At 59.9% G+C, this 23,214-nt stretch carries 14 protein-coding genes; 2 read left to right on the top strand and 12 right to left on the bottom strand.

All coding sequences use genetic code 11. The features are described from left to right. Nucleotides 1–9: 9 nt before the first annotated feature. From PY254_RS10995 to PY254_RS10985, 3 genes are all read right to left on the bottom strand, one after another. The gene (locus PY254_RS10995; protein ID WP_281012087.1) at nt 10–1,314 is read right to left on the bottom strand and encodes a glycosyltransferase; all 1,305 of its coding nucleotides are present in this window, start codon (nt 1,312–1,314) and stop codon (nt 10–12) included. A gap of 926 nt (nt 1,315–2,240) precedes the next feature. Then, nucleotides 2,241–2,984, bottom strand: a complete 744-nt coding sequence (locus tag PY254_RS10990) for an SseB family protein (protein WP_281012086.1) — start codon at nt 2,982–2,984, stop codon at nt 2,241–2,243. A 7-nt stretch (nt 2,985–2,991) separates the two neighbouring features. Continuing rightward, a complete protein-coding gene (locus PY254_RS10985; protein WP_281012085.1) occupies nt 2,992–3,843 on the bottom strand; it encodes a hypothetical protein in 852 nt (283 codons plus the stop codon). Between the two features lie 78 nt (nt 3,844–3,921). On the opposite strand from PY254_RS10985, the gene PY254_RS10980 reads away from it, so the two are divergent. Then, entirely contained in the window at nt 3,922–4,203 is a 282-nt protein-coding gene (locus PY254_RS10980) for a type II toxin-antitoxin system RelB family anti-toxin (RefSeq protein WP_281012084.1), read from the top strand. A gap of 367 nt (nt 4,204–4,570) precedes the next feature. Here PY254_RS10980 and PY254_RS10975 read toward each other — a convergent pair whose 3' ends face one another. From PY254_RS10975 to PY254_RS10960, 4 genes are all read right to left on the bottom strand, one after another. Beyond that, entirely contained in the window at nt 4,571–5,407 is an 837-nt protein-coding gene (locus PY254_RS10975; RefSeq protein ID WP_281012083.1) for a hypothetical protein, read from the bottom strand. Between the two features lie 557 nt (nt 5,408–5,964). After that, complete coding sequence (locus PY254_RS10970; RefSeq protein WP_281012082.1) at nt 5,965–6,993, bottom strand: ATP-binding protein; 1,029 nt, start codon at nt 6,991–6,993, stop codon at nt 5,965–5,967. Between the two features lie 10 nt (nt 6,994–7,003). Continuing rightward, a complete protein-coding gene (locus PY254_RS10965; RefSeq protein ID WP_281012081.1) occupies nt 7,004–8,953 on the bottom strand; it encodes a hypothetical protein in 1,950 nt (649 codons plus the stop codon). Nucleotides 8,954–9,018: 65 nt separating this feature from the next. Next, the gene (locus PY254_RS10960; protein ID WP_281012080.1) at nt 9,019–9,711 is read right to left on the bottom strand and encodes a hypothetical protein; all 693 of its coding nucleotides are present in this window, start codon (nt 9,709–9,711) and stop codon (nt 9,019–9,021) included. Nucleotides 9,712–10,091: 380 nt separating this feature from the next. Here PY254_RS10960 and PY254_RS10955 point away from each other — a divergent pair, with 380 nt between their 5' ends. Next, nucleotides 10,092–11,054, top strand: a complete 963-nt coding sequence (locus PY254_RS10955) for an IS1595 family transposase (RefSeq protein WP_281012079.1) — start codon at nt 10,092–10,094, stop codon at nt 11,052–11,054. A 157-nt stretch (nt 11,055–11,211) separates the two neighbouring features. On the opposite strand, the gene PY254_RS10950 is transcribed toward PY254_RS10955, so the two are convergent. The 5 genes from PY254_RS10950 to PY254_RS10930 all read right to left on the bottom strand — a co-directional run bounded on the left by PY254_RS10950 (nt 11,212) and on the right by PY254_RS10930 (nt 23,197). Next, complete coding sequence (locus PY254_RS10950; RefSeq protein WP_281012078.1) at nt 11,212–12,192, bottom strand: IS5 family transposase; 981 nt, start codon at nt 12,190–12,192, stop codon at nt 11,212–11,214. A 257-nt stretch (nt 12,193–12,449) separates the two neighbouring features. Continuing rightward, nucleotides 12,450–13,772, bottom strand: coding sequence for an ATP-binding protein (locus PY254_RS10945; RefSeq protein WP_281012077.1), 1,323 nt, complete (start codon nt 13,770–13,772; stop codon nt 12,450–12,452). Nucleotides 13,773–13,812: 40 nt separating this feature from the next. Beyond that, on the bottom strand, nt 13,813–17,289 hold the full coding sequence (locus tag PY254_RS10940) for an eCIS core domain-containing protein (protein ID WP_281012076.1): 3,477 nt from the start codon (nt 17,287–17,289) through the stop codon (nt 13,813–13,815). Nucleotides 17,290–17,450: 161 nt separating this feature from the next. After that, on the bottom strand, nt 17,451–18,959 hold the full coding sequence (locus PY254_RS10935) for a contractile injection system tape measure protein (RefSeq protein WP_281012075.1): 1,509 nt from the start codon (nt 18,957–18,959) through the stop codon (nt 17,451–17,453). Continuing rightward, entirely contained in the window at nt 18,956–23,197 is a 4,242-nt protein-coding gene (locus PY254_RS10930; RefSeq protein ID WP_281012074.1) for a hypothetical protein, read from the bottom strand. The genes PY254_RS10935 and PY254_RS10930 overlap by 4 nt, the downstream gene beginning before the upstream one ends. Between the last annotated feature and the right edge of the window lie 17 nt (nt 23,198–23,214).

The raw sequence follows: 23,214 nt of genomic DNA, 5'->3' as shown, positions 1-23,214 counted from the left end.
GATGCCTTGTTAGCCATAGTTAACGATTGAAATAATTGCGGCACGCTTTGCTCGCCAATTTTGGTTTCCGGTAACACGGGAGGCATTATCTTCAAATTTAGTTGCCATATATTTCATGGCAATCCGTACGGCCGACTGCCTGTGCTTCGAATTGACCAGTAACTCGCTAATGTCCCGTGCAATACGCTCCACGTCTCCCCCGTCAGCTATCTTGGCCGCTCCGCCTCGCTCCAGCACTTGAGCAACTGTGTGCTGCTCCAAAGTGCGCGGAACCGAAAGGATTGGCAGCCCGATAAGCAACGCCGTTGTCGTGGTCGCCACGCCGCTGGTGATGACGAGATGCGCCATTGGCAACAGGAAAGCCAGCTCCAGTGGCTGTGCATAAAAGGTGATTCTGTCAAAGCGCCCTGGCCACTGCGGCGGGCAGCCAGGCATCACGCAGAGCACCTCGCCTTCAAGACCATTCAGTGCCTGCAAAACGCTTTCGCAGGCAGGTGCTTGCGGGTGCAGATACGCGAATATGCGGGTACTCGCATCCGTCGTTTTCCAGCTAGTCCGATAAACCTTGGGTAGGGTGAAGATTGGCCCAACATACTGTTCCAGAGGTCGCGGGCCAAAGGGATCCAGCTCCGGCAACGTGGTAAGTCGCACGTCTTTCGCGGTGAAGAGTTCACCCAAAAACTCGATATGCGGCTGTTGGAATCGCCTTAGAATCGAGTTGATGTTTTCCACAACCTCCGCCTCCCGAATCACTGCAAGCTCTTGCTCAGGGAGATCGGTGGCTTGCCGGAAGATCGGCAACGGGGATGTGACAGGTGGAATATCGAACGCGCCGCCCACGTAGATAGTCGGAATGCGGAGTACACGCGCCGCCACCGCTGCCGTGGGCGCGTTGATATACACCAGCAGTTCCGGCTCAATCTCGGTGAGCAGAGCCATCCACGTCTCAGTAGCCACAGCAAGGGCGACGGTGTCTGCATAGCCCAGCCCCCACAAGAGGTCAGCAAAATTGACCGCGGGTCGATCTTCGGCTGCAGGACGCTTTGCAGGACGCAGGGCGGGGGCTTGAACTACCGAAAAGGTATCTTCTGCGAAGAAGAATCGGGCTGCGTTCAAATCGCTGACAGCCAGAAGCACCTCGTGCCCAGCGTCACGATAGGCCCGCGCCATCGCGAGCATGCAGCCGAGATGCCCCCAGTCATTCGCGAATTCACCCGCGATAAGAACACGCCCCGCGCCTTGCGGCTTCAGTGCGTCACTCGGCTCAACGCGAGACTGTTGACTTCGCACCAAGTCATCCTTTGCTTGCCGCATTGCTTCCTCCTCCCCTGACCCGCCTGACGTGCAGGCGTGCTTCCCGCTTGCGATGGCACCGTTACGCCGTTGAAAATGATGCGGCGTCGCTTTCTGGTGAGATCTTCAACTTCGGAAGCAGGCAAGCAAGTTGCCTAGCTGTCCAGTCCCGTCTGTTTGGGCACTACCCCGATCGTGACCATGCCAGGCCGTGGAAGCACAACAATGCAGATGCGTCTGACTGGAAGGGCTTCGCGCGTCAAGAATGATCGGCTGTGGCCTCCTTGTTGCTCGCCTTGTGATGCATCCCGTCATCATCGTTCCCTCGCAAGTTTCAACCACGTCCATTGCAGCCCGGCATTGCGCTCAGGCTGGCTGGCCAAGATTTAGAACCGCGGCGAACAGCGTGTCAACGTGCAATTTCTTACGCGTCAACCCGGCAGTCAACGACGACCGTTCGGGATGGGTTTGGCAGCTCGAAGGCCGTACCTGCTACGAGGTCCAGCACGGAATAACGGTTGCCTCAGGCATTGTGTTTCTGCATGAGCTATTTTCCACTACGTTCATGCCGTCCTATGCCATCGAACGCTATCTGCAAGCCGCCGAGCGCTAAGACACGTAACGCCGCTATGCCTCGGCCTTGCCGCACTTTGAAATGATCCGCCGTGGTCTCCCGCCAGCCACGGCAGACATTGTGGTCCAATATTCGTCTGCCCACGCAGCGTCGCTGTCGGGCAACACATTGCGGCAACGTCTGGCAGCACTTTCGGACTGGCATCCGGAGCGCGGGTGCCCCGACCCTTCCTCAATCCAAAATCAGAGCTGCTTTCCCCTACCCTCGATAACGCTCCCTAATCACTAATCCGATCGCTGTCAGTGGCCAGACAATATTCCCCTGCGGTGGCTCTGCTCCACTGTATGTCACGCCCGCAGCGGCGGGCCGTGCGTTAGGTTCCGTAAAACTGAATGCCATGGTGGCATAGCGCTGGAAGTGGTTCGTCAGGTGCCTGGCAGGACATGGTGACCGGAAGGGTCAATGGCGGCGAGATCGAGTGCAATTCCAGCGTGGTGAGCTGCACCATGCGCTCCTCATTGCCGCACGTCACCACCAAGGTCAGCAAGAGGAAAACGCCTGAGTCATCGACTCCTCGATGGATCTCCGTCAGATACGCCGCACGAACCGACGGCTCGCGTGCAAACAAACCGCTCAGACCAAGCACCATGCTGTCCGTCGGCACCGTTGGCAGGCACACGCCCACCTCCTCGTGAGCCTGCAGTTCCTCACGTGTAAAGAATGGCGGGGGTTGGCCGTTCAGCAGAGCTTTGATTTCGGGCGGGTAGAGCGTGATTTTGTCAAGGTTAGGGTTCAGCATCAACGTGGCGCCGCGCGTCAACTCGAAGAAACGTCGCGCGCCCATCGCCATGATTCCCACGTTTCCCGTCGACGCGAATTCAGCCTGCTCACGGTCGGTGAAAAATGGCATCACTGTCTGGCCGTTATCCGGCCGGACAAATTGGTGGAACCGCATACGCCCGGCAGGCGCCGGCTCACGGGGGACATGCGAATAGACGGTGGCGTCAAGCAATGCCATAAAGAAAGCCTCTTGCCTGCGGGCTGCGACGGATGGAGTGGCGTCCTGCCTTGCGGCTTCAAGAAGCTCGTTGAGCTTTCGGGCTTTCTTTTTCGGCACGTTTCAATCAACCCCTCTTAGGTAGTCTCGCCTCAATGAGCGCCTCTTCGGATAGAGGCGAGGTCCAAAAATCGTCCTCAAGCATGCTTGCCCTCATGAACGTTCGAGCAAACGTGCTGATGGGCACCGACGAGTGACGACTGAACTGTGCTATCGATCGCTCACCGTAGCGTGCGCGGTCGGAGTTTCCGCATATCGAATTGATAAATTCGCGTTCTGCGGCTCCAGTCGCCTTGACGCCGTTACGCATGAACCACGACGCCACATGTTTGGCTGCTGACCACATCAACGCGCAACCCTGGCCGATGGAGTGCTGCGACAAAATCGTGCTCAGGGCCGCCGCAGATGGTCGCGCTAAAGCCGGATTGAGATTGTGCGCAGCCAGTGCGTACTCACCGAACGCCAAGCATTCTGCCGTACCAAGTGTCTGCCACGTCTGCAAGATCACCTCGCAGGTCCGGGACGTCGACTCGAACGTATTTAAATAGACATGCAATTGATCTGGAAGTGTGCCTCGCCCGCGCTCGTCCCATACAACCAGCCAGTCAGCATCTTCAAGACTAGCATCCTCTGCCCAAGGTGCATCTCTGATTGCGTCATCTAGGCGTTCCCTGGAAGCAATGGGAGCCAGAACGCCAGCTTTCAGCAAGGTGGAGAGGATCAAGTGTCTCAGCGCGCGATGCGGCGCCAAACGTGCACCGAAACCAGGATGCGCTCTCAGATGCCGGAAACCGGGGTCTGCGCCGGCATCGAGAACTGCCAGTAATGCCAATCCTCCAAAAATGCCAAGTTCGCTCACATCGGCAGGCGGGGTCGCCTCAATGCGCGATTGTTCTAACGCCATGGCCGCTACGAGCACCTAAGAACTCCATTACAAGCCGATTTTGGACTATTCCGAATTCGACTCTAGCGTGCGAAGCCGACCGACGGCAAGCACATGGCGCAATCCACTCATCATCCTGACTATCAGGCAATACTGACCATCTTGCGCAACCTGCGGGAACGTGCAGCTGTCACTCAAATTGAGCTTGCGGAACGCGTCAGCAACACGCAAACGTTCATATCCAAAGTAGAACGTGGCGAACGACGACTTGATATCGTTGAGTTCGTGGAGATCTGTGAGGCCCTTAGCTTAAATCCCGTTACCGTTCTCGATGAGTTCCTACGACTACGCCCTGTACGCCGCAAAACGCGCAGTAAGCTAGCCGCGCGTAAGTGACGTTTTCACGCACCTCTTGAGCAATGATTTTTAGACAGAGTGCGCGGAAAGTCCTTATTGGTCTCTCCTACCAAAATTCATTCAACGCCCGTTTGAAGACTGCGACCTCAGTGTCGTTCCGGACGCATCGAAAATCTACGCGTACGTGGTACACATTCGCAGATGGACTGCTGGTCAACACGCTAGAGCGGAGAGGGCCGCTGGATAACAGGATCAAACTGGCGACAAGGCTAATGGACGCTGAACGCCGATCTGTTCGTCGTCGATGAGCTGGCCTACCTACCCTTCTCGCAGGCCGGGGGCACCGTTTTCCTCCCTCTCGTCGGCATGATAAATGAGCACACAAGGCTAATAGTCATCAGCAAATTCACGCGCTGCCGAACGGACTGGTGACCGCGACGTCACTCATCGCTTCTTCCCGCTGCTTCTCCCGTAGTTTCTTCATAGGAGACTCCCAACTTCCCGCAACGCGCCCATGGTCACAGTCCTTGAGGTCTGCCATATCGGCCGGCCCGTAGACGAACCCCCGTCGAGCGGGTGAGTGCGTGAGCCACGTCCACGTGTCTGAAAACGACACCAATCCCTCGTGTGATGGCTTCGTGCCACGTGCGACCATCGACCGCGACATCACCTGAATCTGCAGCCCGTAATGAAAGGAGCTGAGCAAGTCCTGGCGAAGGGAATCCCGCGCCAATTGCGTTGCCAAGCCGACATACGGTTTTAAAAAGTACTTGCAATCGTTCACTAAATGCAGGCAACGCGCGCGCCAGATGCGGTACGCCCACGCCTGCACACAGAATTCGTCCAGCCAGGGAATAGTGTCGTCGAAAAAATGGATCGAGCTCAGCATGAACCTCGCGTCTTCATAGCATTGCAGATGCGGGCCTAAGTACTGCCTAACCTCCTGCTCCACCTCCCCAACTGTCTGTTCGACCTCGACCGTGCTCAGGCCCGGCTGAACGGGGCCAAATCTGCGGGGATCAATCCGTTGAAGCTGCGTTGGCGCTGGACAGAGCAACCGTGCGTCCAGCGGGAATTTCGTATGGCTGGCGAGGATCGGAAGCAACACAGCTGACCAGGATCGTGGCACCAGTCTCCGGCCATCGCGCACGCCGACGGGATTCACCTCCCAAGTCCAGTCCCAGTCCAACGGAAAGTTGGTGATCGCCGCGCGCGCCCACTGGGTGAGTTGACCCTCGATCAACAGGCGACGACGCCGAGTCGCGGCCGAGGCATGCAGTGGCCAGGACTCGGGCACTACACAAGCACTACAACGGTGACAGGCGAACCCACCGACGGCAACACAATCTAAATCGGCGAAGGGGAGATGGCACGCATCGCACGCTGATCGCAGCGGCACGCCATGCCAAGGGCACCCGTCAAGCCCGGCAATCTGATGAACGACCGAGTGAAAGCCCGTCCTCAAACAGCGCGGGCAATATCGAGGCACGCGCGCGAGCAGTGGTGCGACCGACCGCTGCCACTGGCTGACGGGGCCATCGTGTCCAAAGCGTGCACTTAGCGTGGCGAAAGCCGCTTGAGTCTCGGCGCTGCTGACCAAGGAGGTCTCCGTCCACCATCGCCCCTCGGTGCTAAATAGGGCCGCTCTGACGTCGGCCACCGGGACGCGCCGGCCGACCATTGCTTCTAGAACCTCGCGGACGTTGCAGGCATTCAGCCAGGCGAGCCGGTGACACGCGCCCCACGCTGATTCCCACGGATCATCGAAGCAACTGTTCCAGCTGAGCATCGCCGGCCCCTTCAAAGCGCATCGCGGCGCAATCCCGTATCGTCATTGTCGTCATTATCACGAAGGCTCTGGATCGGCGGACGGTCAAAGTAGCCGCTCAGCGTCACCGCCATCTTCCAGTCTTCCTTGCTGGGCAGGAATCCCGTGCTGTCGCGGTCGCGGGTCAGCTCAGCCAGTTCGGCTAGAGTGCGTGCGACGTATTCCATGGCGATCCCTTCGTGGGTCAGCTTGCCCTCAATCGCCATGCCAAAGCCGATGCAAATCGCGAGCAGTTGATCGGACAGCCGAAATCCCGCCTCGAACGAGCGTGGCCAGAGGAATTGGGTATAGCTCACGCCGCTGCCGCTGGGGTACTCCGACTCCTGATCGCATGCAATCAACAGGGCGAGTATGTCGTTCCCACAAAGAATCGCTTCAAACTGTAAGAAGTGCTCCATGAAGCGGAAATTGAGGTCAGACCGTCCCCGCATCATGATCCGGTTTCGCATGCCGATGAGCTCGTGCTGCCCAAACATCACGACGGTCACCCGATAGCCTCGTTTGACCAAGAAATTGATGTAGCACTTGATCCATTCCAGTTGGATCGCGTGCAGGCACTGCGCTTCATCAAAAATCAAGAATAAGTGCCGTCGCTTCGCACTCAATGCAAAGAACGCTCGGCACAACTGATCACGCATGTCAGGCAAGCGGCGCGGCCTCTTTCCTTCAAACTCCATCGCGAGAAGCATGTCCTCAATCAGCGAACCTTCGGCGCAAACAATGTCTTTCTTTGCTTCATAGACCAAGACACCCGCGCCGGGAAACTTCATGGCGATTACGCGAACGATGGCTCGGATGCAGGAGCTCTTGCCTGTGCGCGGTTCGGCCCAGAAAGCGCCCCCCGCCTGTTGACGCCTACCCCACTTGAGCACGTGACCGAGCACCCATCCAATCGGGGCCGTAGGCAACACTGCATTGGTCACGATTATGGGATGATCGTCCCAACACTCGTCGCGAAGACGCAGGGTCTCGCTGGTAGGAACCTCGACTCTTGTAGTCATGGCATAGTCATCAATTGATGGCGAAGAAACTGGCCACGGGCACGATGGTGCATGCCTTGGCGGCATCGGATGCGGTCTTCACGGAAGCGATGGGAGGTGCGCAGCCCGGTGTCGCCGACGTCACCGGTCCGGCCGGAGGGTCCTCGGTCGGCCCTGGCTCGCGCGACACAAGCGCGTGTCCTAGGCGGGCCGCCTCGGCCAGCTGATTGGCGGCCTCTGCCGCGGCGACGTGATCGCCTTTTTTACCCCTGGCAAGCGCGGTCCTGCTGACCCTCGAGAGCCAGTCGCTCACGATGCATGTATTGACGCGGCGGCACATCTGCCCGGTGTCGATCGCTGCATTGATAAGGCGGCGCATTTCGCGGGAATGCGAGGCCCCCGCCCAGACGCCCTTGGCATCGACAAGCCCCAACGGACGGCCATCCGGCGCAACGACAAACACGCTAGAAATATCGTCCTCGTTGATGTGCAGTTGGACAAGCTCGCCTAGTAAATCCATGCGTTCTGAGAGCCACGGTGCCATGTACTTTGCGCGATCGAAGTTGATGTGTGGCTTCTCGCCGCGGGACAAGCTGCCCGCCACTCGCACGTTTTCGATCATCAGTCCCAATGGGGGCATGCCAGGAAGTGGGGGCGGCAGTACCGGCGGAAGAAAGCCGATCGAGGTGTCCTCAACGTAGTGTTGCAGGATCTCCAGCGGTGTCGCGCCGAGATTGCCGGCGGGTAAAGAGGTGTTGTAGTCCGAAATCACCGCATCGATCAGATCCAGCACGGCCTGCAGCTCGATCTGGAACGTCACCGCCTTGTCCTCCGCGCCCTTCCGGCGTGGATCAGTCGGCCCTGAGCCCGTGGTGGAGGGCAATCGCTGAAAGGCAATTTCTAAACGATGGTTTATCAACTCCACAAACGGGCGACGCTCGAAGTGCGCCACCTTGCCGTAGTTGATCGCACATCCTGCCATCTCACCAATCCGGGACAGCGAGGCCTCGGCCAGGTGGGCCGAGTCGTTATCCATTAGTAGCACGTTGAATCCACAGGAAGCCAACGCTTCAATCAGCTCTGAGGGCATTCCGCCGCGCCGAACGGTATCGAATCCGGGTAGGCTCATGACCCGTGGTATCCACCGTCCCAAGGCTTTGGCGACAGTGGCCACTATGTCCGCCGCGTTGACCTTACGCCGGACGATCACGGTATAGGCCAAGATCGCCTCACTGAACCGATCGACTACAAGGATGATACTGAGGCGGCGAATCTTCACGTGCCTAACGCCCTTGGGAGTTGGAATCGCGAGGCAGGCGAAAAAGTCCAACACGTGCTCGTCCATCTCCACAATGTCTAAGGGCATCCTTGCCCGAAGGCGGCTGCACAGGCCGGTGCCCGTCGCCGCCTTTACCTTAGCCACCCCGCCATACTGACGTTCGACGATTGCATCGTAGTGACGCGCGTAAAAAGCGTTGACCCACTTGGTAAGAGAACGCACGCCCTGATGTTCCACGCAGAAAGGCCAGTCGTTGGCAACGACCCCCTGCTCCTTACACAGCGACAAGAAATACTGATGCGCATCCTTCATCGCGACACGGGACTCGGGAAGCGCATGATCACGCCGAGCTGTCAGCAAATACTGAGCGAGGTGCACCTCAACATCGGGATGGGTGCGCATGATGGCACCCAGCGCACCGCTGTATCCCCCTTGAGCCAGGGCAACCCTTCCGCTAGCGACAGTCTTCCGCTCGTACGCCGTCACATGGGTGCCGGGCAGCAAACCATACCAACCGAGCATCCGTCCCTCACTGTCGAAACTCACGCAGCGTCCGATCCGACGCCCGAGCTCGACGTACGAGAGGCGCGCCATTTTGATCGGCAGATGGACGTTCTTGCCGGCAAGATAAGGAATGATCACATCGTGGATCTCAACAAACCGCAGGCGCTGCTTCTCGGTCAATCCCGACAGGTCAGGCATGGCCCAATCCGCACAGTTAGCCACCTCGGTGGGAATCGTGCGTCGCGTAACTGTCGCGCTCATGGCTAGGCTCTCCACAACAGGGTGTGGCGGCTCCAAGCGCGCTCGTCCAGGTCGCTACACAATGCGCGACGCCGCAAGAGCTTGGCGACTGATGCGAGCACGAACGCTGGCGGTTGATCGCTCAGCCGGTTCAGCAGATCGCCCAAAGTTACGGTGCTAGCGCCGGGCACATGTGCCGCGACCAGCACTTCGATCACCCCGAGGGAACGCCCGCGACAACGCACATAGGCGCCCATCACGCGAATCCAGTTTGAGACGCGCACGCTTGCGGCATCCAGTTGCACCGCGGTGACTTCTTCAAACGTACCGCCTAGGCGTCTGGCCGCAACTGTATAACGCTCAATTAGGTGGGCGTCGCGGCCGTTCGCGTGATCAAGAGACCGTTCCGCGACCCGCCGGCAATGACGGCTGCCATCAAGCGTAACGACCACGCCATCGAATCTGAGAGGCTTATCCGAAACGGCGTCGAGCGTGGTGATGGTTGGATCCAGCTCATACTCAGCAAAATCGATCCTAGGATCGCCCTCAGTGAAATAGAAATGCTCATGTCTGAGGTCGCCCAACAAAGGGATGCGCCGTCCGCCGTCCATAGCATGGACGATCCAAATGCCGGAGCGAACGTCGCGGTTGTCAGATAGATTGCCCGCGGCCCTGCGTCGCTGCGCACGCGCCGGGCTTGTGCCTTGGGTTGCCATGATCTGCCTCCTTCAAGTCGGAGGCGAACGGCTGCGCCGCATGTTTTTTTTTGGCGCTAAACGCTACTAGGCAACGAGCCTGCTGTTGCCTAAGTTAGGCTCAGAATCTCAACCACGCGTATTCAAGCGAAGCCATGAAGCTCACTGCATAGCGTTATGGGGTCTAAGATTTTGCCGTATCGCCTGAGGATTCATTTCACCTCGTCGCAAAGGGTGTAATCCGCCCAGCCTATTTCACTGACCCGGACATTTCTTTTCCGCTTTTCTCACCAGATGTCAACCTAAAGTTGTCCTGATTAGCGCTGATCCTCAGCCAGCCGTCGCGTGATTTGAGACTTCCAAAAGCGATGGTACGCCCACGTTCGATGCGGAGGTGGGTTATGGCGATGAATCGGGTGCAGTTCCAACAAGGCCTGTCGATGACACAGTTCATGGCGCAGTACGGAACCGAGGCGAAGTGCCGACGCGCGCTGTTTCGCTTGCGATGGCCGAGGGGGTATCGCTGTCCGGCGTGCGCCGGTCGGCTGTCTTCGCGGTTTCGCAGGGAGGGGCAGCTCTACTACCAGTGCCGGGCGTGCCGACATCAAGCGACGTTGTTGAGCGGTACCGTATTCGAGGCGACCAAGCTGCCGCTGACGACCTGGTTCCTGGCGATTCACCTGTTGACCTCCACCAAGACCAACATGGCCGCACTGGAACTGAAGCGGCACTTGGGGGTGAGCTACCGCACCGCGTGGCGCCTGAAGCACAAAGTGATGGAAGCAATGATGCAGCGCGAAGAGCCGCGCCAACTCAGCGGTTTCGTGCAGATCGACGATGCCTACTTGGGCGGCGAACGCAACGGCGGCAAGTCCGGTCGCGGCTCGGAAAACAAACAAGCCTTCGTGATCGCGGTGCAGACCGATGTCGACCTCGACCATCCGACGTTCGCGGTGATCGAGCCGGTACGCACCTTTGACAATGCGGCGATCACCGACTGGGCCCAGCGCCGACTTGCGCCGGAAGCGGAGGCCTTCAGCGACGGCCTCGGAGCCTTTCGTCGATTCGAGGCCACCGGACATGCCCATACAGTGCTCGAGAGCGAAGGTGGTCGGGCGGCCACCGAAATCAACGGCGCACGCTGGGTCAACGTGCTGCTGTCGAATCTGAAGCGCTCCATCGGCGGCGCTTACCACGCGTTCAAACAGCACAAGTACGCACGTCGCTATCTGGCCGAAGCCGCCTACCGTTTTAACCGCCGTTTTCGCCTCCCCGAGTTCGTGCCGCGACTACTACGCGCCATGGTGCTCTGCGCCCCTTCCCCTCAGCCGTTTCTACGTCAGGCCACCAATTTTTCCAGCTGAGGATCAGCGCTAAGGATGCTCTGATCAATTAAGTTCAAAATGGCCGTCCAGACGGCCGTGCTAAAAATATGGATTGACTACGACGAAAAGGCAGATTGTGAGGCATATCGCCGCCATCGCCGTGCTGGGTTACCCCCAATCGCCTCGATTTCCCGCCTCACAGGCGCACCTCCCCTGCGGACGCTAGCAACGTTCGTCGCACCATCCACAGATTCGATAGCGCGAACAGCGTGAGTATCTGAGCGGTGTTCTTGAGCAAGCCCTTGAAGCGCACCTTCTGATAGCCGAACTGCCGCTTCACCACCCGGAACGGATGCTCCACCTTGGCTCGAACCGCGGCCTTCATGTGCTCGGTGTGCTTGACCGCATCCTTCAACTCGCCCTCGGGCATCGCCTTCACGCTGCCGCGTTTGGCCGCGATATGCCACGTGCGGCCGCGCTTGGGTGCCCGTTTCTCGGCGCCTTGGTAGCCGGCATCGGCATGCACCGTCTTCTCTTGGCCGTGCAGCAACTTGTCCACTTCCGTCACGTCGCCCACGTTGGCAGGTGTCGTGGTTACCGTGTGCACCAGCCCCGATTCCACGTCCACCCCGATGTGCGCTTTCATGCCGAAGTACCACTGCTGGCCCTTCTTCGTCTGGCGCATGTCCGGGTCACGCTGTTTGTCCGCATTCTTGGTCGAGGACGGCGCCTGAATGATCGTGGCATCCACGATCGTGCCCTGGCGTAGCAACAGGCCCTGGCCGCTCAGGTGCGCATTGACCGCTTCGAAGATCTTCACCGCCAGGCCGTGCTGCTCCATGAAGCGACGGAACTTCAGGATCGTCGACTCGTCCGGAATCGCGTCCTCGTTCAGCTCCAGCCCGGCAAACCGGCGCATGGACTCGATCTCGTACAACGCATCTTCCATCGCTGGATCGCTCAGTGCGTACCACTGCTGCATGAAGTGGATCCGCAGCATCGTCGATGCCGCCATCGGCGGGCGACCGCGACGACCGGAGGTCGGATAGCTCGGTTCGATCAGCGCCAGCAGGTCGGCCCACGGCACGACTTTGTCCATCTCACCCAGAAACCGCTCACGACGTGTCGGCTTCTTCTTGACTTCAAAACTCAACGAGGCGAACGAACGCTGCTTCATCGGCGATGGGCTTCCTGGGGACTGCTGGCTATGATGCCGCAGACGGGGAATAAATCAGAGCATCCCTAATCAGGAAAGTTGTTGAACACGACAAAAAGGTCGAAGATTAGTTTCAGGCCGAAAATTAATCGGTAATTAGTTGCGCAATCGAAAACTAAAAATCGCCTGCAAATGCGGTGGCGGCATGACCCATCAAGGGCTTATGGAAGTCGCGAGGATAAAGGATTAGTTCCGGCCTCTACCCATCAAGCCATTTCCTACATGACCTTCCCTTCCTTTACGTACTCGCGCCTGATCGCTGTCTCCAAGCTTTTCAGATCGATCTGCAGGCTCTCGTTTGCCAACGCCTCGATCGCGCAGAAGTGTGTGACGTTGAGGATGTTCGCGCCGGTCAACTCGTGTCGCGCGGCAATGTGCCGCCAATCGACGTCGCCGGCCAAGGCGATCTGCGCGGGAAAGGTGCGGCGCCAGATTTCGTAGCGCTCTTCCTGCCGGGGTACCGGGAACGGGATGATCGCCTGCAGGCGCCGTACGAAAGCGTCGTCGATGTTGGCGCGCTGGTTGGAAGCCAGGATTACCAGACCGTTGTAGCCCTCGATTCGCTGCAGCAGATATGCCACTTCCTGGTTGGCATACTTGTCGTGCGCATCGCGCACTTCGGTGCGCTTGGAGAACAGCGCATCGGCCTCGTCGAAAAACAGTATCCAGTTCTTGTTCTCCGCCTTGTCGAACAGGCGCGACAGATTTTTCTCGGTCTCGCCGATGTACTTCGACACCACCCGCGACAGATCCACGCGGAATACCTCTTTGCCAGTGTGCTTGCCCAGCAGCATCGCGCTCAGCGTCTTGCCAGTTCCCGGAGGACCGTAGAACAGCGCGCGGTAGCCGGGCTTGACGCGTTTACGCATGCCCCACTCGCTCATCAAGGTGTCGTTGTGCTTGATCCAGTGTTCGATCTCGCGGATTTGGCCGCGTGTCATCGGGTTGAGCACCAGATCGTCCCAGTCCATCGGGGTTTCGATGTGCTCGGCGGGAAAGTCGGTGCTGAAGGCGGGATGGCCGACTTTGCCTGTGACGATTTCCTCGACGATTTCCGGGTTGACGATCAGGCGGCCACTCATGGCGGGTTCGCCTTCGCGCACCGGCTCTACCCAAAGCACACGCTGGCGGCCCAGCCACTGTTCAGCCGAGAGCGCATGCTGGACCTCCAGCCGTCCCTCGAAGTTGCTGCCAGCCAGCACGAACTGCGCGGTTTCGCCGGTGGGTAGGAAGCTGCGATAGCCAGCACCACGCGTGCCGCCAAGTTCCGGAAATTCGCCGCCGCCGGGCATGTGTTCCGCCAGGAGCTTGTCGAACACGCCCGGATGCAGGTGCGGTAGCAAGGCCAGCATCAGCAAGGCAAACTCGCATGCTCCGGTGTCCTGATTTTTCACGAAGCGGCCGATCCAGGAGTCGTCCTCCTGGTATACAAATGGTCGTGGTTCGTAGTGTCCGACCTTGCCGAAATGCACGTTCAGGCAACCCGCGACGAAGCAGGTGATCCAGTCCAGCGCGGCGTCGATATTGGCGTGCGATGTCATGGCTAGGGTCTCCGCGGAGTCGCTCCGCGACGGTCGGCGATCATGGCCGTTCGCCCGGCCCGCGGAAATTGATGCCCACAACTTGCGTGTACTTCGCGTCGCGCGAGTTGAGGCTCGAATTCAGCGAACCGGACATGATCTTGTAAGTCGACGGACTGGAGGTCCACATCTTGCGTGTGGCCTGGTTGGTGTTACTGCCTCTGGTCTGGTTGTTGCCTCCGCTGGTCCAGTGGGCTGCAACGGGCGGTTGGTGGTCAGCCGACGAGTCTGTCCACGGCACCAAGGCCAGTCCGCTGGTGGGTTCGAGCTTGTAACCGAAGCGTTGCTCATCTTTGGGGTCACCCTCGCTCAGGAAGTGCGTGCCGTTGTGCATCAGCGTTGAGCGACGGCCCCTTTTAACGTTTTCGTGAATGGAACTGGAGTCCTGGTAGAACCGGGCACGGATGTTATCGCCGGTCACCGCCGGAGCCAGCTTGAACTCGCCGCCGCCGACGGGCGTAACCAGCTTGGACTCGTGCACGAAACTGGTGCGCTCCCACGCCGTGCCTTCCGCCGAATAGGCCAGCTTATTGCTGCCGCCGCCGGGAATGTCGGTCATGAAGGTCTGCGGTACCAGCACTCCGCCAACTCGCACGGACAAGTTGGCACTAGCCGACACCTGCTCGAAGCGGTTGCCAGAACCCTTGTTGAGAATCCACGCATTGACCGGTACTGGGGTGACTGGACCGCCGGTACTGGTATCGCTAGTTGGTGTCTGCTTCTTGGGATTAATTTCGCCTTCGACGTGGACTTTTTCCGTGGCATCGTCCGTGGATTCAACAACTAGTACAAGCGACTTCATCTTGTACTTGGCCTTGATTGCCCCCAGGCCCTTCTTGATGGATTGCTCAGTTGCGTGCGGCGCAGTCTGCAACGCGTTCGCCTCGCTGATCGCCTTATCCAGATCTGCCTGCTTCTGGCTTGGCGTCCGATCATCCGGCTTGTCCTTGCCACCGAACAACCTCGCGAACATCGACTTCGCCTTCCCCACCACCCACCCCACCGCCGCCCCGATCGCCGCATCCACCTTGGCGCGCACCTTCTGCACCACGGCCATGATCTTGTCGGCGACCTTGCTCAGTCCGAGGAAGCCTGCCAGGAAGCTGATCGACAGCGACAACAGCCCCGCCAGAATGCTTTCGACCCGTTTGGCCGCACCACCGATATTGCCGGCCGCGATGGTCACGATGGAATCGATGAACCCCTTCACGACCTGGATGATCTTGGAGATCTTGTGCACGAAGACCATGATCGTGTCGTAGATCGAGATGATCGCAGGAATGAACCCCGCACCCGGGATGAACATGCCGATCAGCTTGGGGATGGCTTTCTTGATGATGGTGTCGGTGACGAAGGAAACGATGCCGCCGATCACCTGGTCCTTGAGGTCGCTGAGCTTTTCCTTGATCAGATCCCACACCGCCGCCACACCGCCAGTCACCAGCGCCTTGACTACATCGAAGGCCTGTTCCAGACCTTGCATGATGCGCTCGCCATTGGGCCCCAGCGCTGCGACGATCTTGCCGCGAACCTGCGCCCAGGTGATGCCGAGGACGCTCATCGCAAATTTGCCCAGCTCCGGCAGGGTGGCCGCCTTCGGGATGTAGACACCGGTCAGCGAACCGGTTAGCCAATCGATCAGCCCAGCCTTGAGATGCGCGCCGAAGTGACCGGCGAAGTTGCTGAAGCCGAGTTTGGCCGCGCTCACCAGGTTGCGCAGAAACGGTATCGGGTTCTTCAGGATGCTCTTGAGCGCCGCCCCGGTCTTCGTGATGTAGCCCATCAAACCGGGCTTCACCACATCGAAGATGATCTTCAGCAGATCCCAGATCGTGCCCATGCCCCAACTGATGAAGTCTGAAGCGATACTGATGAAGCAGCTGGCGATCTTGCCGAACGCGCCGACCACCGTCAGCACGTCGGTGATGGTCAGCGAAGTCAGCGTCTCGATGATGCGGGTCGGGATCGAACGCACAATCCCCATCAGGCCACCCAGCGCCGTTCTGAACCACGCGAAGGCGCGCGCGATGGCATTGCCTTTCTTGATGTTGTCCCAGATCTCCTCCTGCCCGATCAGCTTCATGAAGCCGCCGAGCAGATTGTCCGCGGTGGGCGGCTTGGCCTCGCCAGTGATCGAATCGCTACCCAGCAACACGCACAGCAAGTCGTAGCCTCGCGTGCCTTGTGCCATGACGGCCAAAGGTTTGAGGATCGCGTCCTTGATCATTTTCAGCAGTTCGACCGCCGTGGTCACGGCGAAGTCGATCAGCTGGGTGATCGGCTCGGTGAAGATGCGCTTGGCGCGTGCCCAGACGCCGCTCAGGTCGAAGATGTCGGTCCAGCTCAGCGAGTCCAGGAAGTCATCCAGCGCCTGCTTCAGCCCCGCGCCGATGTCGCCGAGCTGCTTGAGCTTGGATTCCACCCAGGTGGCGGCTTTGTTGATCACGCCGTGGTTGTCCAGCGCCTGGGTGATCAGCGAGCCACCGGGCATCAGCTCGATCAGGCCACGCAGGATGTTGGCCGCCGAGCGGTCAGCCGAACGCATGTTGATGGGATTGAAGCCGATCACCAGGGTCATCAGCCGGTAGCCGGGAATCGCGTAGGCCCAGTCGGCGAACTTGTCCAATGCGTCCTGAATACCAAAGCGCTGTACCGTCGGTGTGGCTGGCGCGGCCGAAACCGGCGCGACTTCCGGCGAACGCTGTACCGCGTGACCCTGCTGGATGGTGTGGGTCAACTCGTGCGCGAGCAGTTGCTTGCCGTCGCTGGTGCCGGGCTGGTACTGGCCGCGCGAGAAGAAGATGTGGTTCTGGTAGGTGAAGGCTTTCGCGCCCAGCCGGTTGTTCAGGCCGGCCGCTTCCCCGTCGTGATGCACGCGCACGTTGCTGAAGTCGGCGTCGAAGCGCGGCTCCATGAAGCCGCGGGCATCGTTGGCCAGCAGCTGGCCTCCGGTCATCTTGCGGTGGATGGTCGACTGCACGTGGTCCTCGACCGCCGGCACGCCGCCAGCGGCGGCACGCTGCACATGCTCACCGCCCGGTACGGTCGCAGCTTTCTGGATCAAGGCCTCGTCCTTCTTCCGCAGTGTGTCGTCGGGGGAGCGGAAGATTTTTTCTTCCGCGCGATGCGGGTGCGCTACTTTTTCTTCAGTGCGCTGGATCCCGTTCTGTTCGACTCGCTGCACCTTCTGCTCGGCTGGCACGCGCAGAATCTTCTCTTCCTCCCGGCGCTGCAGTCTCGGCTCCGGTGCTTTCTGGATACCCTCGTCCGCCGTCGTACGGAAGATCTTTTCTTCTGCACGACGCTGCACCTTGTCGACGCTCTGGCGTTGCAACCTGTGCGCGCCTTGCCGCTGCGCCTTGTCGCCGGGGGCTCGCTGCAGCTTCCCTGCCATACCCGGATCGGGCATGCGCAACACCTTGTCTGCAGTGTGGTCGGCTTCTTGCTCGAACTTGTCGCCGGGCGCACCGACAGTCATCTTTGCCTGCACGGGCGCAAAGAACTCCCCTCCCCCAGCGTGAGCAAAAAACGGGCGCTTGGGCGCCTGCGATAGCGTCGCCGATGCAGTGCTCGAACTTTTTTCGGCTGTCGCCTTGGTCGACCCCACTCGCCTTTCTCCGTCGGACCCTCAACAGGTCGTCAATACGGCCACTCCACCCACAACATTCGCCGCATCCACGGCAAGCGCACCACACCGATGCTCCAGGGCAATTGCCCGAGCAGGATGTCCCAACTCTGCTTCTCGATCTGCAGCAGATCTTCGTCGCCGCGCTTGCCAAGTTTTCCCGGTCGCACCAGAAAATTGCCGCGAAAGCCGTCGAGCGTGGTCTGACCGATGGCCGGCCAGTAATCGATCGCTGACTGCAACAGATTTTCGGCTTCCGTTCGATCTGCTTCGCCAAGCTCCACCGGTGCGCCGGCAATCTCGAAGGCCTCCATTCCGCACAGCAATTTCGGCAACACCAGTGCATGTTCGGGCGCGCTCGATTGCCCGGTCGCCAGGAAGTGCAACAGTGCCAACGCCCTGTCAGGTTGCAGCAGGTGGTCGTCCGCGATGAGCTCCAGTCGCTCGAACAACCGTGGCAGGAACGGGTGCAGCAACACCATGCCGGCGCAGTCGATGAAGACGTCTTCGTGCAGATCAAGCGGCTTCGCCGAGATCGCCATTCGATGCTCGGAACGAGAGCCATCGGCTGGCTGTGGGCTGGTGGCGTCTTGAGCATCACGGCGGGACGGTGCGGCAGTCGATGTTGCGGGTTTGCTCTCACTGACACTGGTTTTGTCGCGCAGCTGCTTCAGCGACAGGTCTACCGCATGCGTGGTTGCTGCGCGCAACACGCTTGCGATGATGGCGGGCGTGATGAACTCGGGCGTCAGAGTCGCCCATGCCTCGAGCAGGTGCCGTTGTGAGATCGTTTGCTGCGTCACTGCACAAACAAAGGTCGCGACCCATGCCTGCTCCGGAACGGCCGCCGGCAGCGCGAGTGCCCATTCGTGATGAACCGCTGCCACCACCTCGCGCAGCACTACCAACGCCGTCGGCGCCAACCGTTCCAGTACGCGTCCCAGAAACGGCTGCGAGAACTGCCGCACCATGCGCAGTCGCGGCACTGCTGACGACAACACTCGCATCAATGCCACGAGTGCCAACGCTTCAGTGCTTCCGCCCTGCCCTTGTCCCGGCACCTCGCTCCAGGCTTTGTCGAGCATCGACTCCAGCGTCTGTCCTTCAGGCAGACGGCACCACCAAGGCAACACACCGGTAGCAAGGAAGTAGAGGAAGGCCTGATCGATCGACTGTGCTCCGCTCCACTGCACATCGCCCTCTTCGGCGGAAACTTCCGGCTGCGCAATGGCCTGCGCCTGGCGCTCTTTTATCTGCACCTTCACCGCAGCCGCCACGGCTGCGACAAAGTCGCCCGCAAAGGTTTCCTGGGTGAAATGCCCGGCATCGACGTCAATTCGGTCGAACTGCCAATGCTCCTCGCCCGGCACCGCTCGGGAGAACGCTTCATCCAGCGCCACCGTCAGTTCGCCATGGCATAGCGCCGCCAGCTGCGCTTGCAGCGCAAAGCCATCCAACTCGCCGCCCTCGACGTCGAGATCAATGTATTCGCGACGAATCACATGGCGCCAGGCCTGACTCATTTGCTACCCCGCTTTGATGGGGGAGTCTTCTTTGCTGCTGCTTTCTTCGCGATGACTTTATGGCTGGCCGTCTTGGCTACCGCAGGCTTCTGCACCGCAGCCACCTTGCTCACGGCAGGCCTCTTGGTCACAACCGGAGTCTTGTCGCGAACCACCACCGGCCCCGACGGAATGATCGGCGGACGCTTGGTCGCCGTTACAACCTTCACTCCCATCGTCTGCGTCACCGAGCAACCGTTGACATCGAACGCCGTGACAGTCACTAACTGGGTACCGCTGGCGTTGAATGAAGTCTCGAACGTTAAATCCTTCCCCATCGTCGGCGTGCCTCCTTGTGCCTCCCAAACCAAGGTCATTGCGTCCTGCGACGGCGATATCCTCACTGCAAACGTGGCCTTGTCGCCGATCCTCACTGAATCCGATCCTTTCAGCTCAACCGCAAATTTCGGTGGACTCGGACACAGATTCACTGGTGTGGGCGTTTCGCTGCACTTGTCAATCGAGATGCCATCAGAGGCCGGCACGCTCAAAGTGTTGTCGCCGGATTTGATCAACGTACCGTCCGGCGAGTAGGCGAATCTCATCTGCTGCGTGGCATTGGGCACAGTCCAGATCGCGTCGAGTTCGATATGGAATCCCAGACACTTGAAGTACTCGAGCGTCAGCACACCAAAACGTCCCGGCGACATCGACTTGTAACCGAGGGTCAGCCATTGCGCTTTGCCAGGCTGGCTCAGGCCCGGGGTACTGGCGATCAGCTCGTTGATCGCTTTCATCCAGCTGTTGACCGTGTTCTGAAATTGCGCCCCGCTGAGCTGACCCTTGGTAGCCACCAAAATATCGGCGATCTTTGCGCTGAGATCGATCGGCTTGGCGGCAGCCGCATCGACGGTGAACACCACATTGTCAGCCTTGAACTCTTGATAGGCGATGTCGGGGTTGGCGTCCGGATCGGGCAGAAAGAACCGGAAATTGCGTTTGAGCGAAGCACCGCCGCAAGGCAGCGTGCAGCACTCGTGCGTAAATTCCCCATCCACCGCGCAACCTTTGCTGTCCCGCACCGTTACCGACACTGCCGCGCCGCTGAGCGTTGACCCGGTAACAATCATTGTCGCTGGCTGGCCGTTGACCTCGTACGGTGGAGTACCGCCGGTAATGGCGGCGCTGGCGGTATAACTGCCGCCCGTGCAGGTAAAGCTCGGCTCGCCGATGATAAGCGGCGATGCCACGCTAAAGCTTTGCATCGGCGTTTCCGCACCCACCGCGTCCCGCAAGGTCACGCTGTGATTACCGACGCTGAGCGACAGCGCTGCACCCAGCGGCTGGTAAGCGCCGCCGTCGGCTGCCACGTCGTAAGGAGGCACGCCGCCGGTGGCATCGATGGATATCGAAGCGCTACCGTTTGGCGCGGTGCAGCCGACTGCGACGGTGAAGATGGGTGGCATTTTCGGTAGCACGTACTGGATGCCGGGGCCGCTGCCGCTCAACCGATACGGCAGGAAAAAGTCGGCAATCACCGTGCCCGCATTGAGTTCGTCAACGGCGCGACCAATGATGGCGGCAGCCGTATCACCGTCGTTACGCGGCCCACGGCCGGGTCGAGCGGTCACCGGGGTGCGACCGGTCAGCCAGTCCATCACCACATGCAGATCGTCGTTCTTGATCAGTGCGCGATTGGCACTCAGATTGCCGATTGCCCGCATCAGGCCCGCCGTGTCGGCGGAGGCATCGGCGGCCGGAGCGATGTTCAATGCGGCTGCGATGTCGACGTTGGCTATATTGGGCACGCTGTCGATACCAGCGTTGGCGACTTCCACCGCGCTTACCGCGGCACTGGGTTTCATCGGCATCGTCTTGCGGTCAAGATTCCGTGACTGCAACGGCACCGGGCTCTGCACCCGCATCCGTTCCAGCCCCTTCAGGAACCCACCGTTGAACTGATTGATCACCGTGTCGCCGTGATAGACCACAATGAAGGTGCCGCCCAGCGGCACGCCAGCCTTGTGCTGAATGCCCGGTTCGCGCTGCAGGAAGCTGGACAGGAACTGCAGCCGACGCAGCTCCCCGATGCGCGCCTGAAACTGGTCACGCACCGACTTGATCGCGTCGAGTTTGCAGCCCATCAGCACGCCTTCGCACAGGTCGATGAACTCGTCCTGCGGCAAGAATGACTGCAGATCAGTCGGCGCCTTGTAGACCACATCCGAGCGCAAATAGCGGATCAACGCCATCAGGTCCTGGTATTTGTTCTGGAAGTCCGCGTAATTCAGCGCCGACAGCGACGGGTCCAGCGCCTCGGCCAGCTTGCTGAAGTAATAGATCGACACGACGTGCGGATACGCCGCATTCTCCGGTCCTTGGGTGCCGTTGAACAACGCGCAGTACAGGTAGAGCACCGCCGTGGAATTGATCGCATTCTGATCGACGTCGATATAGCCCTGATTTTCGAAACGCGTCAGGTAATGTTCGTACCAGGCGCCGATGGTGTTGTCTTTGTAAGTGAACTGCGGTGCGTACTGTTTCAGCAACGAAAGCTGTGGCGCACCGGCGCTGAGCGGCAGGCCGGTAATGGCAGCGATGGGATGGTTGTAGAGCTGCATGATCCCTTCGACCAGTTGCGAGCGCAGCTCGCCGCTCAGGCTGCCATACAACGCGTCCAGATCCTGAAAACGTGCCTGCTCCTGACTCAGATCCACCGGCTGGCTGTCGTCGTAGGCGCCGGTACGCAACGCGATCACGTCGATTGGCAGACGGTATTGCGCCTTCATGGTCAGCAGCGAACGAAGCACGGATTGGTAGTCCTTGCCCAGATGACCCTCGATACGCAGGAAGTCGTGTGAACCGAGGTCATAACGCAGCGGATCGGTAACGAATGCCGGCGCAGCCGGTGCGTACAGATCAGAGTTGTAGCCCAGGTTCTGGTTGGCGCGCTGGCGTCGGGTCTGCAGCGGGCTCCACAACGGATACAGCGGTGGCGCTCCAGGCTTGGCGTAGAAATAAGGGATCGCCATGACATCGAGCACCACCTTGCCGCTGCAGCTGGGGGTGATGCGGATCTGCGGATCGAACGGCAGGGATGGATTGGCGGGCGGCAGCTTCGGCTGGTTGGTGAACGCGGCGCACATCGCCACCAGACGAGCGAACAGCTGGCCTAGCTGCGCCCCCTCCTGCTCGCAGTTGCCCACCGCTGGCGAGGGCAGGAAGCCCTGGCGATAGCCAGCGGCGCTCGTCACGCTTTCCGGATGCAGCAGTCCCAGCATCAGGTGCCGCGGGAACATCCCGTCGTCGGGGCAGCACGCGCACATCAGCTCCAGGCCTTTCCAGCGGAACTCGTCGTAGGCGTGCAGCAGGTCATCGAACAGATCGGCGTAGTACTGCAGGAACTTCACCTGGGTGGTGTCCACCGGTGCACTGTCGAGAAAGCCGTAGTTGCTGCCAAACGTGCTGAACGGGTCCGTCGGATATTCGGCCAGCAACAGCGGTCGGAACGCCGCGTACGCTGCGCTCAGGGCCTGCCCGGTGGCACTGGCCAGGCCGCCTTGACGAACCATCTCCAGAAAAGCGGTGTACACGTCGCTTGAGCTGACCGGATTGGAATTGGGCACGTCGAAGCGCCGCAAGCGCAGGTCCGGCAGGTTCAGCCGCGCCGACAGCGCGGCCACCAGGTCGCTTTCACTCAGGCCGCTGCCCAAGCTATTGGCCGCGGCGATAATCTTGTCCAGATCACTGCGCGCCATCAGCAGACGGCGCACCGTGGCGGTGACCTGCGAGCCTTTGTCGTCGCAGTTGTTCGGACTGCAGGTGCGCAAGCCTTCTTTCTTCAGCTCCAGGAACAGCAGCACCGCCTTGTCGTCGAGAAAGCCCGCGGGCGTGCCCAGCGGTGTGGTGTTGGGTACGCCGTCGCCGAACAGCTCCCACATGGCGAACGGTGAACCGTCACTCTTGAACGTGGGGTAGTCGATGTCGGTCGGCAACGTGTAAGGCCGGTACGTCGTCAGCGTCACGTCCTCCGGCTCCTCGATCAGATAGCCCTGCGAGGTGACGCCGCAACCCTTCGACAACGTTATCGCCGCGCCGTCGAGCTGAATCTTCAGGCCACAGGCGATGCCAATGCCGATCAGATGCGAGCGGGTCTGGCGTTGCTGTTGTTCGAGGTACTCGAAGGCATCATTCAGATGCCGGCTCATCAGTACCTGATTCGCTTCGAAGAGCGGGTAATGGTCAAGCAAGCTCTCCATGAGCGATCTCCCTCGTC

The sequence above is a fragment of the Rhodanobacter sp. AS-Z3 genome (assembly GCF_029224025.1).
Lineage (GTDB): Bacteria > Pseudomonadota > Gammaproteobacteria > Xanthomonadales > Rhodanobacteraceae > Rhodanobacter.
This window is presented reverse-complemented; position numbering and strand designations above follow the sequence as displayed.

Bases quoted from the DNA above. Each gene is read 5' to 3' on its own strand.
- PY254_RS10965 (WP_281012081.1), bottom strand. From the start codon at position 8,953: ATGCCTGACCTGTCGGGATTGACCGAGAAGCAGCGCCTGCGGTTTGTT.
- PY254_RS10960 (WP_281012080.1), bottom strand. From the start codon at position 9,711: ATGGCAACCCAAGGCACAAGCCCGGCGCGTGCGCAGCGACGCAGGGCC.
- PY254_RS10935 (WP_281012075.1), bottom strand. From the start codon at position 18,959: ATGAGTCAGGCCTGGCGCCATGTGATTCGTCGCGAATACATTGATCTC.
- PY254_RS10970 (WP_281012082.1), bottom strand. From the start codon at position 6,993: ATGACTACAAGAGTCGAGGTTCCTACCAGCGAGACCCTGCGTCTTCGC.
- PY254_RS10955 (WP_281012079.1), top strand. From the start codon at position 10,092: ATGGCGATGAATCGGGTGCAGTTCCAACAAGGCCTGTCGATGACACAG.
- PY254_RS10980 (WP_281012084.1), top strand. From the start codon at position 3,922: ATGGCGCAATCCACTCATCATCCTGACTATCAGGCAATACTGACCATC.
- PY254_RS10995 (WP_281012087.1), bottom strand. From the start codon at position 1,314: ATGCGGCAAGCAAAGGATGACTTGGTGCGAAGTCAACAGTCTCGCGTT.
- PY254_RS10940 (WP_281012076.1), bottom strand. From the start codon at position 17,289: ATGACTGTCGGTGCGCCCGGCGACAAGTTCGAGCAAGAAGCCGACCAC.
- PY254_RS10950 (WP_281012078.1), bottom strand. From the start codon at position 12,192: ATGAAGCAGCGTTCGTTCGCCTCGTTGAGTTTTGAAGTCAAGAAGAAG.
- PY254_RS10945 (WP_281012077.1), bottom strand. From the start codon at position 13,772: ATGACATCGCACGCCAATATCGACGCCGCGCTGGACTGGATCACCTGC.
- PY254_RS10930 (WP_281012074.1), bottom strand. From the start codon at position 23,197: ATGGAGAGCTTGCTTGACCATTACCCGCTCTTCGAAGCGAATCAGGTA.